12 protein-coding genes are annotated in these 16,521 nt (G+C 63.5%); 4 read left to right on the top strand and 8 right to left on the bottom strand.

Annotated elements, in window-relative coordinates:
• Entirely contained in the window at positions 1 to 336 is a 336-nt protein-coding gene (locus CKW39_RS14620; protein WP_095798849.1) for a PadR family transcriptional regulator, read from the bottom strand.
• Between the two features lie 172 nt (positions 337 to 508).
• A complete protein-coding gene (locus tag CKW39_RS14615; RefSeq protein WP_158222963.1) occupies positions 509 to 1,771 on the bottom strand; it encodes an AI-2E family transporter in 1,263 nt (420 codons plus the stop codon).
• A 655-nt stretch (positions 1,772 to 2,426) separates the two neighbouring features.
• Between CKW39_RS14615 and CKW39_RS14610 the strand changes: the two genes are divergently transcribed.
• Both CKW39_RS14610 and CKW39_RS14605 read left to right on the top strand, forming a co-directional pair.
• A complete protein-coding gene (locus CKW39_RS14610) occupies positions 2,427 to 6,386 on the top strand; it encodes a Pls/PosA family non-ribosomal peptide synthetase (RefSeq protein WP_371514805.1) in 3,960 nt (1,319 codons plus the stop codon).
• Positions 6,383 to 7,792 carry a heparan-alpha-glucosaminide N-acetyltransferase domain-containing protein gene (locus tag CKW39_RS14605; protein WP_095798846.1) on the top strand — a complete coding sequence of 470 codons (1,410 nt, stop codon included), beginning with the start codon at positions 6,383 to 6,385 and terminating at the stop codon, positions 7,790 to 7,792. The genes CKW39_RS14610 and CKW39_RS14605 overlap by 4 nt, the downstream gene beginning before the upstream one ends.
• Positions 7,793 to 7,944: 152 nt before the next feature.
• On the opposite strand, the gene CKW39_RS14600 is transcribed toward CKW39_RS14605, so the two are convergent.
• The 6 genes from CKW39_RS14600 to CKW39_RS14575 form a co-directional block, all read right to left on the bottom strand.
• On the bottom strand, positions 7,945 to 8,292 hold the full coding sequence (locus CKW39_RS14600) for a DUF3253 domain-containing protein (RefSeq protein ID WP_095798845.1): 348 nt from the start codon (positions 8,290 to 8,292) through the stop codon (positions 7,945 to 7,947).
• An 18-nt stretch (positions 8,293 to 8,310) separates the two neighbouring features.
• On the bottom strand, positions 8,311 to 9,264 hold the full coding sequence (locus CKW39_RS14595; RefSeq protein ID WP_095798844.1) for a WcbI family polysaccharide biosynthesis putative acetyltransferase: 954 nt from the start codon (positions 9,262 to 9,264) through the stop codon (positions 8,311 to 8,313).
• The gene (locus CKW39_RS14590) at positions 9,257 to 10,501 is read right to left on the bottom strand and encodes a glycosyltransferase family 2 protein (protein ID WP_254049454.1); all 1,245 of its coding nucleotides are present in this window, start codon (positions 10,499 to 10,501) and stop codon (positions 9,257 to 9,259) included. Before CKW39_RS14590 ends, CKW39_RS14595 begins: the two co-directional genes overlap by 8 nt.
• The gene (locus CKW39_RS14585; RefSeq protein WP_254049453.1) at positions 10,498 to 11,601 is read right to left on the bottom strand and encodes a hypothetical protein; all 1,104 of its coding nucleotides are present in this window, start codon (positions 11,599 to 11,601) and stop codon (positions 10,498 to 10,500) included. Before CKW39_RS14585 ends, CKW39_RS14590 begins: the two co-directional genes overlap by 4 nt.
• A 56-nt stretch (positions 11,602 to 11,657) precedes the next feature.
• Positions 11,658 to 12,773, bottom strand: coding sequence for an acyl-CoA desaturase (locus tag CKW39_RS14580; protein WP_095798842.1), 1,116 nt, complete (start codon positions 12,771 to 12,773; stop codon positions 11,658 to 11,660).
• 73 nt (positions 12,774 to 12,846) lie between these two features.
• Positions 12,847 to 13,899, bottom strand: a complete 1,053-nt coding sequence (locus CKW39_RS14575) for a flavin reductase family protein (RefSeq protein ID WP_095798841.1) — start codon at positions 13,897 to 13,899, stop codon at positions 12,847 to 12,849.
• 313 nt (positions 13,900 to 14,212) lie between these two features.
• Here CKW39_RS14575 and CKW39_RS14570 point away from each other — a divergent pair, with 313 nt between their 5' ends.
• Together CKW39_RS14570 and CKW39_RS14565 are read left to right on the top strand one after the other, a co-directional pair.
• The gene (locus CKW39_RS14570; RefSeq protein ID WP_095798840.1) at positions 14,213 to 14,833 is read left to right on the top strand and encodes a TetR/AcrR family transcriptional regulator; all 621 of its coding nucleotides are present in this window, start codon (positions 14,213 to 14,215) and stop codon (positions 14,831 to 14,833) included.
• Complete coding sequence (locus CKW39_RS14565) at positions 14,830 to 16,521, top strand: MDR family MFS transporter (RefSeq protein ID WP_095798839.1); 1,692 nt, start codon at positions 14,830 to 14,832, stop codon at positions 16,519 to 16,521. The genes CKW39_RS14570 and CKW39_RS14565 overlap by 4 nt, the downstream gene beginning before the upstream one ends.

Raw genomic sequence — 16,521 nt, 5'->3', positions numbered from 1 at the left:
TCATGACTGACTGTCTCCTTGGCGGAGCTTGTCCAACCGTTCCGAGAGGAAGCTCCACGTCCTCCAGAACTCGTTCAGCTGTTCCTGCCCCTGGGCATTGAGCGAAAACACCTTGCGTGGCGGGCCTTTCTCGGAGGGGACCTTTTCCACGTCCACGAAACCTCGCTGCTCGATCCTGACCAGTAGTGCGTAGACGGTACCCTCGGCGATCTCGACGAATCCTTGGTCACGGAGCCACGCGGTGATCTCGTAACCGTAGGCGGGGCGTTCGGACAGGATCGCCAGAACGATGCCTTCGAGCGTGCCTTTCAGCATCTCGGTCGTTTGCTTGCCCATGCCACCCCGCTACTTAGTAATGCTGATTACCACTACATAGTAACACTGAATACCGGAGGCGCAATGGCTCTCCCGCCTGTGCATCAACGGTGAACAAGGAGTGCGACTCCCCGGCGACGCCGCAGGCCAACGTCGCAGATCAGTGGCGAGCCATTGGCGGCTCAGTGGCGCATCAGACCAGAGAACCCGTTCTGTCCCGCGGCACGTAATCCTTTTTCTTCGATGAGATCAACGCGTTGATCCACCGTGCGTTCGGATCCGCATCAACGAGCAGTGCCTTGAGGAACAGCGTGGCCGGCAGGGCCACAAGGGCGCCGAGCCAGCCGAGAATCATGTACCAGAACATCAGCGACAAGAAGGACATGGTGGGCGTGACACCCACTGACTCACCAGTGAACTTGGGTTGAATCACCGACTGCACGGTGAAATTCAGCACGCTGTAGGCGGTGACCACGGCGAGCATCGCGACCCAGCCGTCGTCGAGCAGGGCCAGGATGGCCGGCGGAATCATCCCCAGAACCAGGCCGATGTTCGGAATGTAATTGGTGATGAAGGCCAGGATCCCCCAGACCCAGATGAGCTGCACACCAATGATCTGAAGCGCCAGCACGTCCAGGAGCGCCACGATCAGGCCGAACACGGTCGTCACCACCCAGTAACGACGCACCCCTTGAGCGAAGTCGACCATGGCGCCGGCAACGTGCGGTCGGTCCTCGGCCAACCGGGTCAGCCGGCGCCCCGTGGTCGCAGAATCCATGCTCAAGAAGAACACGCCCATGACCAGCGTGGCCAGCAGCCCCATGATGGCGGAGACGTTACTGAGAATCGGGGTTATCAGACTCATGATGTTCCCGGCGGTCACACCCTGAAGGCTGGATTCCACCATCTCCGTAGAAATGCCCAGGGAGGCCAAAGCACCGATGGACTCATCGATCAATCGGGCAAATTCGTCCTGATAGCGCGGCAGCTCGTTGACCAGTTCAGCAACGGACCACGCACCCATCACCGTGAATAGGGTGAGCACCCCGAGCACCACCATGAGGGCCATTGCGGCCGCAGCGATGCGCGGCATCCTCGCCGAGAGCCATCGCTGCAGCGGGTACACCACAATCAGGAGATTCAGCCCCAGGAAGATCGGTGCAACGATGTCCTGCGCACCCTGCAGCCCGGCCAACAGAATCAGCAGCCCGGCAATTCCCACCGTGATGGCCAGGAACCGTGGCACGTGCACCGAATTGTCGGGAGCGTTGACGGGCGCTGGTGTTTCATCGGGTGGTTGCAGTTCCGAGAGGTCTTCCTCGTCGGCACGAAGTACTTCATTCGTCGACAAGTCATGCGCTTCGACGCCGTCTCCTGAGCCAGGATTTTCGACGCCGCCAGCAAGCTCGCCCGATTCCCCGTCCTCACCTGACGCTCGCCCTTCCTTCAAGGACATGGCGACATCCTCGGATGGTCGGTGACTCCTTGAGCCCATGCAGCAATCCCTCACTCATCCACGCGTAGACAATCTGCTGCAGTCTAGAAATCGAGTGCATCGCCCAGGTGAACTTCACGCAACGTTGGGGACAACGCGGTCCCTGATGGCCGGACATTCGGGGCGCTTCGTGACCACCGCGTAACCGTCCGGGCCGGGTTCGTTACGTAGTGAGCAGGCTCATAGGCGCTCATCGGCATGTCTACTCATTAGTAATTTCCCGTTTGACTAGTGGAGACAGAAATACTCCCCAACTGTCACTCTGGCCTTAATCAAATCGTTAGGTATTCCGATTGCAAATCATCGATTAGGGCCGTTACGTTTAAGACACATATGAACCAGCAGGGGGACGCTGGAGATCCACTATTTGCGCGACAGCATGACGCGCTGCCCGTACGGTCGGGGGACCTGATCGGGCAATTTCATGACACCAGACTGCCGCCTTTTCCAGTGCGCAGTTTTGCGCCCCCTGCGTTACATGGTTCGCAAATGGGGGAGCTTTTCGATGGACCGTCTTCTAAAAAAAGATTCGTCACAAACACCTGAAAAAATAGTAGAAATAGCGTCTGACCGGGCTGTTTACCCTGTCGAGACACCGCCGGAACCACGCACACTCGTGGACATCGTGCTGGACACCGTTGCCCAATACCCGGATGCCATTGCTCTCGAAGACGAGCACGAGCGCGTGCCCTACGGCGAGCTGGAAGCCCGCATCGAAACGCACGTCCAGCGCCTGTGGGATATCGGCGTGGGACGCGGCGACCGCGTGGGTATTCGTGTCCCTTCCGGTGGCGCAGACCTCTATGTCGCCATCCTTGCCACGCTGTTCGCGGGGGCCGCTTACGTCCCGGTCGATTGGGACGACCCGGACGAGCGCGCCAACACCGTTTGGGAAGAAGCCGGCGTGGCCGCGATCTTCGGTCGCAACCTGGAACTCACCCGCATGGAGAGCATCGAAACCACGGGTGATACCGAGCAGCCTCGCACCCAGGACGACGCCTGGATCATCTTCACCTCCGGTTCCACCGGCAAGCCCAAGGGCGTAGCGATCACCCACCGCTCCGCCGCGGCCCTTGTGGACGCTGAAGCGAAAATGTACCTGCAGAAGCGACCCATGGGCCCGGGCGACCGTGTCATGGCGGGCCTGTCCGTGGCCTTCGACGCATCCTGCGAAGAAATGTGGCTCGCCTGGCGTTACGGCGCCACGCTGGTACCGGCCCCGCGCGACGTCGTTCGGTCCGGTCCCGATCTTGGCCGCTGGATCATCAACCACCGCATCACTGCGGTCTCCACGGTGCCCACCCTGGCATCGCTGTGGCCGAGTGAGGCCCTGGACACCGTACGTCTGTTGATCTTCGGCGGTGAAGCATGTCCGCTGGAACTCACTCAGCGCTTGGTCCGCCCGGGACGTGAAGTCTGGAACACCTACGGCCCGACCGAGGCCACCGTGATCGGCTCGGGTGCCATCCTGACCGGTGACGCACCAATTCGCATCGGGCTGCCCGTGCCCGGCTGGCAGTTGGCCGTGGTTGATACCGAAGGCCAGCCCGTGGCCTGGGGCGAGACCGGCGAACTGATCATCGGCGGCGTCGGCCTGGGCCGCTACCTGGACCCCGCCAAGGATGCCGAAAAGTACGCCTCGCTGCCTTCTCTGGGCTGGGAACGCGCCTACCGCACCGGCGACATGGTCAAGGCGGACAAAGAAGGTCTCGTCTTCGCGGGCCGCGTGGATGACCAGGTCAAGGTCTCCGGACGCCGCATGGAACTCGGCGAGATCGACGATTACATGAGCTCGGTCCCCGGCGTTCGCGTCGGTGCCTGCGCCGTGCATCCCACCCCTGGCGGCGACAACATCATCGCCGGTTACCTGGTCCCTGAGTTCGAAGGCTCGGTTGATCTGGTCGCCGTGCGCGCCTGGCTCTCGGAGCGACTCCCGGGCCAAATGGTGCCCGCACTGTGCACCATGGACGAACTCCCGCTCAAGACTTCGGGCAAGGTGGACCGCAAGGCACTGCCCTGGCCAATGCCCACCGACGACCTCGATCAGACGCACTCACTGGACCGCGACCTCGAATGGCTCGCGGAGCTGTGGGCCGACCAGCTCGGTCCCCTGCCTTTCACCGAGGACAGTGACTTCTTCGCCATGGGCGGTAGCTCGGTGGGCGTGGCCCGACTCGTTTCGGCACTGCGCCAATCCCACCCTGACACCGAAATCGCCCGCATTTACGCGGACCCCACCCTGCGGGGTATGGCCAACTACTTGGAGACGCTCGAGGCGTCCCAGGATTCCAAGCGTGAACCCGCGCCCTTGCCCGCATGGACGGGCTGGGTCCAGGGCGGTTTCCTCGTGGGTCTGAACATCGTCAATGGTTTGCGCTACGTGGTGGGCTCACTCATCGTCGTGTGGATCCTCGCGGTGGTTGTCGGCGCCGGTTGGGTACCCACTCCTCCGTTGCTGCCGCTGGTCATTGGCTGGCTCGTGATGTTCTCCCTGCCAGGTCGCGTGCTGCTGGGCTCCGCCGCCGTGAGACTGCTGACTGCAGGGGTCAAACCCGGTCATTACCCGCGTGGCAAGTGGACTCACTTGCGGGTCTGGGCCGCCGAACGTCTCGTGGTGTTCAACAAGTACGAGGTTCTTCTGGGCACGCCCATGGCCCGGACTCTCCACCGTCTCTTCGGCAACAAGGTGGGCCGCGGTGCACACCTGCACCACATGCCGCCCGTCACCGGTCTTGTCTCCATCGGAGACAACGCCACCGTGGAATTCGAGGCGGACCTGGCCGGCTATTGGCTCGACGGCGACACCTTGCATGTCGGCGCCATTGAGATCGGCGCGAATTCACGAGTGGGTACCCGCACGCTCGTGGACCCCGGGTCCCGTGTGGGCGAAGGGGCAGAGGTACTGCCGGGCTCGCACGTGACCGGCACGGTTCCGAACGACGAGCTGTGGGGCGGCTCCCCCATGTACCATCGCGGTGCCGCCTCGCAGACCTGGCCCGACATCGCTCCGGAGGCCGTATCTGGCCTTCCCACCTGGGGCAGGGTCAAGTCTCACCTGGCCTACTCCGGGGGCGCGGCCATCATTGGCCTGTTGCCGTTCTTGGCAATCATCCCGGGCACACTCCTGATCCTGCCGCAGGTGATCGGAATCGAGTTCTATGAACTGGTTTTCCCGGTCCTCGCGCTGTGGGTGCCGGTCTTCGTCATTATCACCGCTGCAGTGTGGCTGTTGCTCGTGGTGGGTTGCGTGCGCCTGGTCGCGGGCATGATCACCCCCGGTTACTTCCCACAGAACGGTCCCGTGGGCTGGGCCACCTGGCTCACCGAAACCCTCATGCAGCGCACGCTGATCTCGACCTACCCGATTTACGCGTCCTGCATCACCCCCTTGTTCCTGCGCTTGCTGGGCGCACGCGTGGGGCGCTCGGTCGAAATCTCCACAGCAGAGACCATTCCGCACCTCACGTCCCTCAAGGACGGTTCCTTCCTGGCCGACCACTCGCTCGTTGCCTCGCACCGGGCAGGATTCGGCTGGGTGCACCTGGGTACTTCCGTGATCGGGGAACGCACGTTCGTGGGTAACTCAGCGATCGTGGGACCGGACCGTGACCTTCCCGCAGACGCCTTGGTGGCTGTGTTGAGTTCCGCTCCCCACAAGGCCCCCGTGGGTTCGTCGTGGCTTGGCCGCCGTGCTCAACCCATTGCCCGCGCCCACACGGAAGCCGACGAGTCGGCAACCTTCCGTCCGCCCCGCCGTCTTCAGGCGGCACGTGGATTCGTGGAGGCGTTCCGCATGGTCCCGGCCATGGTGTCCGCGTGGATCGACCTGATGATCGTGTACGCGCTGACCAGCATCTACATGGCCCACGGCATGGGCATGCAGGGTCTGCTCTACACCGCACTGTGGTCCGGCGCGGTCCTGTTGGCCGCCAGCACGTTGGCGTGCTTGGTCCCCGTGATCGTCAAGTGGGCCCTCATGGGTCGCTTCCGCACCGGCGAGCGCCCGCTGTTCAGCTCGTTCGTGTGGCGTAACGAGTTGGCGGACGTGTTCTCCGAGTCCCTGGCCGTGCCGTCCCTGATCCGCCTCAGCGTGGGCTCCCCGTTGTTCAATGCCTGGACCCGCCTCATGGGTGCTCGTGTGGAACGCGGCGTCTGGTGCGAGACCTGGTGGCTGCCCGAGTTCGACCTGGTCACCCTGGAAGAGGGTGTGTCCGTCAACCGCGGCACCGTGTTGCAGACCCACTTGTTCCACGACCGCATCATGCGCTTGGAGCCGGTCTCAATGCGCCGCGGTTCCACGTTGGGCCCCAACAGCTTTGTGCTGCCGGGTGCCACGATCGAGGAACGCTCCACGGTTGGTCCCGGTTCGCTGGTCATGCGCCAGGAAACCGTACCCGCCGACGGCAACTGGGGCGGAAACCCCATCCGACATCTCGAACCCGGGGACCAGGCCATCAGTGCCCAGGTTGTTCCCGGACCGCCGGTTGCGGGACATGATCTTCCCATCCTGTCCACTGCACCCATCACGACACCACAGGCCGTCTCGGCGGCTGCCCCCGAGGAGGCCACCCGATGAACGAACAAGCAGTGGAGGAAATACCCGAAGGGTACCTGGCTCCCGGCGAGCGGCCCCGCCCCGGACAGCGCCCGCAGCGGGAGGTGTGGACCGGTGGCTCCGACAACGGCCGCACGTCCACGACCGAGGCCCAGCACTGGAGCGAAAATGCTCCGGTGGTCACTGCCCCGCCGCGCGCCACCGCACCCTCGCCTCGGCAAGCCGCGGCGACACGCAACGTGGCCAGCGCGGACGGGCGACGCACCAAGCGACGCATCATGGGGGTCGACGTCGCTCGAGGCTTTGCGCTTCTCGGCATGATCGCGGTCCACACCTTGCCCGCCTCCGTGGGCACCACCGATCAGCCTTCGTTGACGTGGGTGCTGTTCGGCGGCCATTCCGCCGCCTTGTTCGCCGTCTTGGCGGGCGTGAGCCTGGCATTCCTCACGGGTGGCAGGAACCCACGTAAGGGCATCGACGCGCGTCGCGCTCGCGTGGGCATCGCTGTGCGCGCACTGATGTTGTTCGCCCTCGGGTTACTCCTCAACACCTTGGACTTTCCGGCGTACAACATCCTGATCTACTACGGCCTGATGTTCCTGCTGGCCATTCCCTTCACCATCATGTCCGTGCGCTGGCTACTGACGAGCGCCGCGCTCTTCATGATCTTCGCCCCGATGCTCATGCAGTTCTCCCTGACGGTCCTGCCCGGACACGTGCACGACAACGCCAACCTCGTGGACTTGGTGTCGGAGCCCGGGACGGTCCTGGCCGAGCTATTCCTCACCGGAACTTATCCCGCATTGCCGTGGATGGCATTCATCTGCCTGGGCATGGCGCTGGGGCGGTTGCCCCTGACCCGTGATCGGACCCAGATTCTGATGGTGATCTTCGGAGCGGTGATCGCGGCCGTGGCGAAGGGCCTGTCCATGTTGATGCTGCTTCGCTTCGATGTACGCGAAGCATTGGTCGCGGCCACCCCGTGGCTGACCAACAAGGAGGTCATGACCATTCAGAATTACGGTCCAGACCCCGAGCTTCCGACCACTACGATGAGCTGGTTGCTGATCTCCGGTCCGCACACCAACACGCCCTTCGCCATCGCGGTGAGCGCGGGATTGGCCATGGTGGCCTTGGGAATCTTCCTGTTGATCTGCCGGTGGATCGGTCGTTTCTTGGCTCCCCTGGGTGCCATGGGATCCATGACCCTGACCATCTACAGTGCGCACCTGGTGTTTCTGGCCTTCGTACCCATCAGCGAAACCCCGATGTTCTGGTTGATCGTCCAGATCGCGGTGGCCGCGCTGGTGGCCACGGCATGGCAGCACGCGTTGGGTTCAGGCCCCCTGGAACGGTTCGTCACCAAGGCCTCCCGCGCCGCGGGTCGCAAGCTGGTGCCCAACGGTCAGGTCGGTCCCCGGCACTGATGCGATAGCCGCTTCCACCGGTAGACCATGAACCGGCGACAATGACTGAAGCCCCGAGCGATTCGATCGCTCGGGGCTTCAGTCATTACTCAGACGGCTACAACATTCCCACGAGAACGCAGGCTATGCGTGGCGTTTGTGTCACATTGTGGTCAGTCGTTCGACGTGGTCCCGTTCAGCGTGGGACCCGGCGCCAAGCGAATGGGGCCGCGAGCAGCAGCGATGTCTACCGTTTTGCACTTTTGCTGCACGATCACCTGCCCCTGGTCCACGAGCCCCGCGGCAACGTCGCGCACCAACGGCATCAGGTCCCGCCAGTCGTCCCCGCCAATCGCACGTGCGGTCTCGGAAGGGCAGATCGTTTTGCCGTTGCGTTGGCGCAGCAGATCACGGATGGATGCGGCGGCCCGGTCTCGGAGATCCGGCGTCTCGGTGGTCTCGGCAGTTTCGGGACTTCTGGGTATTGCTGCGCCCGGTTCAGTACCGCTCTCGCTCATCATGTGGGGATGTCCTCCGCGCTAGTCGACCAGCTGCATGGTGCGGATGAGCCGCTCGTGGCGTTTCATGCCAGCGGCAACCACCTGCGGGAAGCGCGCGTACCAGCCGAGGTGCTCCGCGGCGACGTCGGCCTCTGAAACCTTTTCGCCGCCGATGATCCAGTGCTCGCGCGGACCGCCCTCGAGCTCCTCGGGGCGATACCCCAGCGCATCCAGTGTGGACTCGTAAATCGGTGCGCGGATGCCGCCGAGCAATACGCGCCCCGGGTCCTTGACCTCGCCCGCTCGGCCCAGGTCGTCGAGAATCGCCCGGGCCACACCCATCAGCACCTGATTGCTCGGGTGGTTGATCACGTACGCGGCGTTGGGGCCAGCGGCTTCGAACAACGACGCCGCGTCCACCGTCCCGTGTGCCTCCTGCCGGGTTCGCAACTGGCGCAGTGATTCGTCCCGGGAAGCGCGAACAGCCTCCGGGGACACAGGCTCCAGGCGCACGGATTTCTGTCCTTGAGCGGCTGCGACCAGCACTCGGAGGTCGTGGTAGGGCGCGATGGGCGGGTCCGTGACGCCGGCTGCCCGCACGATCGCCAGCGTGGGCATGAGCGCAGTCCACCGCATCACGGGGTACTTCACGGCGCTAGCATCCGCAGGGGTCAGAGCGAGAATTTCATCCGATCCCAGGGGCAATCCGCGATACCCGGAAGCGACGGGTTGGGTCGCCACAAAGCTGCAACGGTTCAGTAATCGCGTGAGATGCGGTAGGTCTTCGGCCAGCAACTCGTGAACCGGTGGAACCCGCACACCGTGACAGCGACCCTCCCCCGCCCCGTGCAGGAGCACGCGCAGTGACTCGGCCTGGCAATTGCCGTGCACCATGAAGATCGGGGCATCCGGTAGTTCGGTGAGCCCGTAGAACTCACCGTAGTGCGCTCGGCGACCGGGGTCGTGCGGATCGAATCCCAATGCCTCAGCCATGTGCCACCCGTCCTTCGATGCGTTGGTGCGTGTCTGCCGGACGAGCCGCGTGGCACGCGTCTGATGCGTCCGATTCCCCACGGTTCACCCTACGTGTCTCCCGCAGCTCCAGTAGCCCGGGGGCGCTTTGTTCACCGCGTTCACACAACGCACCCAGCGCTTCGTCCAGGGTGAGCGGGGCCAGGACATCCACCACGTAGCGGGATCGATCAACGATCTTCGATCTCGGCTCACCCACCCTGATCCTGGGATCCTGTGCAAGGACAACCGGTACCGAGTCGCGGTCCACGAACCAGACGCCGGCGTCCGTGTCCCGGAGCAACTGGATCGCCGTCAGGAACGCCTCACCGTCATTCTCGTGACCGCGCACCCGAACCACCACGGCCGATTGCCCGAAGACCAGACCCCGCCCGCGGGTGCTCGGCAGTGGAATGCGACGGGCCAGTGCCATGGTCTCGGCGTCCTTGACGTCCCGAGTGTCGGGCCGACCACCCAAGTCAGGGCCATCGTGCCACGCGACTGCCCCCGCAACGTGAGCGAAGCGCGCGCCCGCTTGCCAGCACCGGTAGGCGAGGTCCCAGTCCTCTCCCCCGTAGCCGGTCAGTGTTTCGTCGAATCCGCCCACTCGTTCGAAGAGCTCACGGTCCACGCCCATGAGCGCGCTGATGATGAGTCGGAAATCCTCGACTCCGGCCTCTGCCAGGTCGTTCGTGCGGGCGTAGCCGTCCGAAAGCCAGGCAGGGTCCGTGAGTCGACGAGCGCCGTCGGCATGTCCGAGAGCCAGCCACTGGTCGATCTGGGCCGGCGTGCATGCGGAGACGTCCACGTGCTGGCGGGCACCCACGGCCAGGACGCCGTGACCGTCATCGTGGCGTTCGAGACCCGCGAGCATTGCGGTGAGGAATCCGGGTTCGGGCATCATGTCCCCGTCGAGGAATACGAGCCGGGGTGCCCGCGCGAGCGCCGCGCCCTTGTTGCGCGCCGCGGCCGCACGGAATCCCAGGTTTTCCTGCCGGGTGACGGTGATCGAGTACGACGTCGCTCGGGTCGCGGGTGCCTCGGCCGACCCGTCATCGCTGACGATCACCTCGAACTCGTGCGGCGGAAGATCTTGTCGTTCCAGCGCACGAAGCAGCCGGTCCAGTCCGAGTTGGTTCTCGTAGTAGGGCACGATCACGCTGACGCGCGGGGCGTTCTCCTGGTGCGAGGCGTCGATGGTGCGGGCACCCGGGATCACGGTGTCACCGGCGATTCCGAGGGCGCCCCAGGCTTCGCCGGTCGAACTTCCGCGGAGGTCGTTGATCGCGCGTTGGACGGTCCATGGGGCTGGAGGTTCGGGTCAGCAGCTGACAGTCGGGACCACTGGGTACGGGCGGCGTGAGCGGTGGAGGGGACGTCGGAATCGTTCCAGTCCCGTGCGTCGATCCACGTGGAAGCGGGATTCTCGAGTGCGGCGTTCAAGGCCGAAGGGAGGTCATCGGTGAGGGTCAACGCCCAGGGTGCACGATCACGGAGCTCTTCGAAGAACGGGTGCCGGGTGACGATCGGCCGGCGGCCGCTGGCGATCCAGCGCCCCACCGATCCCGATGCGGAGACGTGCTCCGGCGCGACCACTGGGACCGTGACCGAGCGTGCCGCCGCGGTGAGCTGCTCCTCGGCCAGAAAGCCGGTGACATGGAAGCGTCGACCCTGCGCGCCCGCACGTTCCTCGAACTCGGCCACGAGGTCCTGGTGACCGTCCGACGGCCGACCCAGCGCGGCGACGTCGGCGGAGTGATCACTGGATGCCAAGGCGGACAACACCCGCGCATGGCCCTTGCCCGGGTAGATGAACCCGAGAAGTCCCACGGTGGGGGTGTTCACGAACCCGAGGGGATCGCTGACTACCTCGAGGGCGGGGGCACGGTCGATGGGCAACGGGTCGACGTGCACGGGGGTATCCGTGGGCAGACCCGAATGCCTGATCAGAAGGTCACGTTCGTACTCGCTACTCACGATCACCGTGGACGCTGCTTCGACCACGCGAGCGTAACCGGCACAACGGGCCGTGAAGGCGTGGCCGTCGGAGGGTTGCGGGATGTCGTGAAGGGTGACCGATACGGGACGGTGAGCCGCGATCCGCTCGACGGTCCCAGAGGCGTCGTGCGCGTTGTGGCCGAAGATCCGGTCCGTGAAATGAAAGTGCACCGGCCCTTCGCTGGCCAGCAGGCGCGGCAGGATCTCGGTGATCTCACCCTCGATGCGCTCGGCGTGCGGAGTGTGATGGGCCAGGGCACTCGCGTGCATTCTGACCCCGTGTTGTGACGGTCCGACGAGAGCCAGGGTGGTTATTTTCACCCGTGAAACTCTACCGGACCGCCCATCATCCACCCCCGTCGATCCTGCCCCGCGACTCACGGGAGAGCGAGCCGGAAGACCTTACGCCACGCCTTGAAAACCTGCTTGGGCAACGGACCAGAGGTGTAGGGAATGCCGTACTCCTCGCAGATCGCCTTGACCCGCGGAGCGATCTCGGCCATGCGGTTGGACGGCAGATCCGGGAACAAATGGTGCTCGATCTGGAACGACAGGTTGCCGGTCATAAAGTGCATGAACTTGGAACCGTCGATGTTCGCCGAGCCCATGGCCTGGCGCAAATACCAGTGACCGCGGGACTCGTTCTCGATGTCCTCTTCCGTGAAGGTTTCGGCACCGTCCGGGAAGTGACCGCAGAAGATCACGGCGTGGGCCCACAGGTTACGGATCACGTTGGCGGCCACGTAACCCTTGATCGAGGACTTGGCCGAGCCGGTCAGCGAGGCCAACAGCGGCGACAGGACGAAATCCTTGGCGCTCTGCCGACCGAACTTCTTCAGGACCCGTTTGAGGTCCTTGAGCATGGCCTCCTTGGGCTTGGTGCCCTCCAAGTACTGGTCGAACTCGACATCGTAAATCGCGATGCCCCACTCGAACATGGGTGCCAGGCCGGCGTTGATCACCGGGTTGAGCAGGTTGGCCGGGCGCCACGGCTGCGAAGGATCCATGCGCAGCACGTTGTAGCCCACATCGCGGTCCTTACCGACCACGTTGGTCCAGGTGTGGTGGGTTTCATTGTGGGTTCGCTGCCAGCCCGATGCCGGCGCTACGAAGTCCCATTCCCAAGTGGTGGAGTGGATTTCCATGTCGTTCATCCAGTCCCACTGACCGTGCAGAACGTTATGACCGATCTCCATGTTCTCCAGGATCTTGCCGCCCGCCAGGCAGCCCACCCCCAAGAACCAGAAAGGCTTGTGCTTGGAGAACAACATGGAAGCGCGTCCCACCATTTCCAAGCTGCGCTGGAGCTTGATGACCCGATTGATGTACCGCGCGTCGGAATCGCCGCGCTTGGCCGTGATGTCATCGCGAATGGCGTCGAACTTGACCTCGAGCTCAATGAGTTGTTCCTCAGTGAGATTCAAGGGGTTGGGCGTTGGACGCGAGCGCTCTAATTCAAAGGTGGGTGTCTGCTCTTCCAATGTTGCTGTCATGCGTTGCTCCTTCAGAGGGGTGTGAATGCCTGTCGGCTGAATCTATGGGGTGGGCGGGAATGCGGCAGGGCCGCTAGACGTCCAATTCCACCCAGGGTGCTGGTCGGGTGATGCACGTTTGTACCAGCCCCGGATCGTGTGTCACCTCGCCGGTTCGGATGTCGGACACTTGGCCGTCCGTCATGGGGGCCAGGCAACTGCGGCAAATACCGATGCGGCAGCCGTGCGGTAATTGCCGACCCGAATTCTCGGCCGCTTCCAGGATGGAATCCGCCCCGGTGACCTCGAGCGTTTCCCCGGACTTGGAGAAATACACTTCACCGTTGCCACTCGCGCTGGTGCGCCGGGTGAGGTCGAAGCGCTCCACCCGGGATTCGCCGCCGAAGAGGATGGCCATGTCCTGTACCTGGCTCACGAAGGAATCGGGGCCGGACGAGTAGATCTCGCGATCCTGGTAGTCGGGGCACAATCGCGGGATGTCCCCTGTGTCGGAGAAGTCGATGCGACCGTCTTCGCGGCTGAACCGGAAAATGGGTTTCAATCCCGGGAACTGGTCCGCCAGTTCAAGGATCTCGTCGTGGAAGATGCAGTCCTCACGGGATTTGGAGGAGTACAGCAGCACCACATCGTGGTCGGGGCGCCGCGGCATGAGCGTGCGGAGCATGGACATCACCGGGGTGATGCCGGAACCCGCCACGATGAACAGGATGCTCGCGGGAGTTTCCTCCAACACGAACTGACCGGAGGGCTCCTCCAGGTACAGAAGGGTTCCGGGTTCGGCGTCGTGCACCAAGAACGTGGACACCTCACCGTTGGCTTTCACCGTGATGGAGGGATCGTGGCCCTCTGCGGCGCTGATGGAAAAGGGGCGCCACACCCGCTTGCCGTTGAGTGAGACTCCAATGCGTGCCCACTGACCGGCCACGTGGGGAATCCACCCGTCCCCGGCCTTGAAGAAGATGGTGGAGGTGTCCGGTGTTTCACGGGTCACATGTGACACGATTCCCCGGGTGTACCGGGCACTGGTCAGGTTGTTGAACACCTGAAGGAAGTCTTTCGGATCACGCGGGTACGTGAACTGTGAGACGGCGAATTTCAAGAGTTTTCGAGCGCTCTTGTTCTTCACGCTAGGCCCCCACTTCTTGACTATCGCCAATCATAGAAATCTGGATATCAGGTTGCACTTTCTGCGAACGGGACCGGTACTCACACACCGACCTCCGATGCCGGAACCTGTTGACGATCTGCGCGGGTCCTCGGTCTCTACGGATGTCCAGCCACTCGGGATCATGCGTGGCCAGAACATTATTACCGTAACAACCAGGTATGCGTGCCCACACCGAACCTCCTGATTGTTACCTGAACACAACCTTGGGTGTGGGCCCACATCAGCAGTCCTTGCACTTGTGCAAGTTTGCACCAGTGCATAATATGTACCGGTGTCAGAAGTGAATGTGTCATTACGTGAGCGTCATCGAGCCCAGACCTCACGCGAAATCCACGAGGCCGTATGGGAGCTGTCCCGCCGAAACGGGTACGGTGCTACCACTGTGGAGGCCATTGCCGAACGTGCGGGGGTCTCCCGTCGAACCTTCTTCAACTACTTCGCGTGCAAGGAAGATGCCGTTCTGGGGCTGAAGCCGGTTCACATTCCGCAGGCAGCCCTAGAGAACTACGAGGACCCCACCACCGGTGATGAGTTCTCCCGAACCGTGCGTCTCTTCATGGCCGTCCTCCGGCACTCCGCCGGATTCAGCGCTACCGGCACAGAACGCAAGGAGTTGCTCGCGGCCAACCCGGACCTCTCGCGAAAAATCGGGCTCCACATCACGGCAGCGGAGTCCTTGGTGGCCTCGACCGTTGCCGGGCATTCCACCGCATCGACCAGTACGCGGGCATCCGAGAGGTCGCAGGCCTACGTTCTGATGGCCGGCTCGGTCCTCAAATACGTTTACCGAAACAACGAAGACCTGACCAGCAATTCTGACCCGGACGTCGTCGACCGTGCCGTGGAGCAGGCCCTGTCCGTCTTCCGATCCGCATTCAAGGAGGTTTCATGAGTCACACCACGGCGCCGGCCTCGGGCCGGACCTCGAGCACGGAAGAGTCAGCACCCCCGCCACGCCTGGTCCTGCTGTTCGGCGCACTGATGATGGTCATGTTGCTCGCGGCGCTGTCCCAAACCATTCTGTCCACCGCGCTGCCCACCATGGTGGGAGAACTCGGCGGAGTAGATCACATGAGTTGGGTCATCACCGCATACATCCTCGCTTCAACCGTCATGATGCCCGTGTACGGGCGGATCTCCGACCTCTTGGGACGCAAGCCCATCCTGCTCGCCGCCGTGGTGCTGTTCATTGCAGGATCCGTGATCGGTGCAGCGGCCCAGTCCATGAGCCTGCTCATCGCGGCACGCGTGGTACAGGGTCTGGGCGGCGGTGGCCTGATGATCCTCTCCCAGGCCGCCATTGCGGATGTGGTGCCCGCCCGCGAGCGCGGCAAGTACATGGGCGTCATGGGTGCCGTCTTCGCGGTGGCCTCCGTGGCCGGCCCGCTGCTCGGTGGCTGGTTGACCGAAGGACCCGGTTGGCGCTGGGCGTTTATCATCAACATCCCCCTGGGAATTCTGGCCTTCACCGCCGTGGCCGTGTTCCTGCGGATCCCCCGGCCCGAACGCGCCAAATCCTTGAACCTTGATTACCTGGGCATGGTGCTTCTGGCGTCGGCCACCACCACGCTCATCCTGGTTTGCACGTGGGGCGGCCAGCAGTACGACTGGCTCTCCCCACAAATCCTGGGCCTGGCACTGTTCACCGTTCTCGCCGCCGGTGCCTTTGTCGTGACCGAGTCCAAGGTCAAGGATCCGGTGATCCCGCTGTCGCTGTTCGCAGACCGGAACTTCACCCTGACCACTGTGGCCGGCCTAATGGTCGGCATCGTGATGTTCGGTGCCCTCGGATACATGCCGACCTACATCCAGATGGCCAAGGGCGTGGATGCGACCACGGCCGGACTGCTGATGACGCCCATGATGGGCAGCCTCCTGGTCACCTCCGTAATTTCGGGTCAGATCGTCTCCAAGACGGGTCGGTACAAGTTCTTCCCACTCGTCGGCATGGTCATCACCGGACTGGGACTGTGGCTCACGTCCACCATGACCGCGGCCGATCCCATCTGGAAGCTGTGCCTGTTCATCGCCATCTTCGGCGCGGGAATCGGCCTGAGCATGCAGATCCTGGTGCTCATCGTCCAGAATTCCTTCCCCAACCGCGTGGTCGGCACGGCCACGGCGTCGAGCAACTTCTTTCGTCAGGTGGGTGCCACGGTCGGTTCAGCCGTGGTCGGTTCGGTGTTCGTGACCCGTTTGCACGACCTCCTGGCGGAGCGGATGCCACCGGCCGCCGCGAACGCCCCGGTCAGCGCCAACTCCCTGACGCCCGGCGCAGTCCAGGGTTTGCCGGATGCCCTGCGCATCCCGGTAATCGATTCCTACAACGACGCGCTCTTGCCCATCTTCCTGTTCATGGTGCCGTTGACGATCATTGCCCTGGTGCTGCTCTTCTTTGTGGAGGAGAAGCCTCTGGCAACGCAGATCGACCGCGAGGTTTACGCCCCGAAAGACGATGAACCGGCCGCCGACGCCGCCTCCGACGCCAAGCTGCACGGTGCGGATCCGGCTGTTTCCGATCCCTCCTCCGCTACCGTTAAGCCGGAATCGGACCAACGGTCCGTCTCGACCCGTCCCTGA

The organism is Kocuria sp. WRN011 (genome assembly GCF_002295155.1).
In the GTDB taxonomy this organism is placed as follows: domain Bacteria; phylum Actinomycetota; class Actinomycetes; order Actinomycetales; family Micrococcaceae; genus Kocuria; species Kocuria carniphila.
Note: the sequence above shows the minus strand (reverse complement) of the source record. Positions and strands in the feature narration are given on the sequence as shown.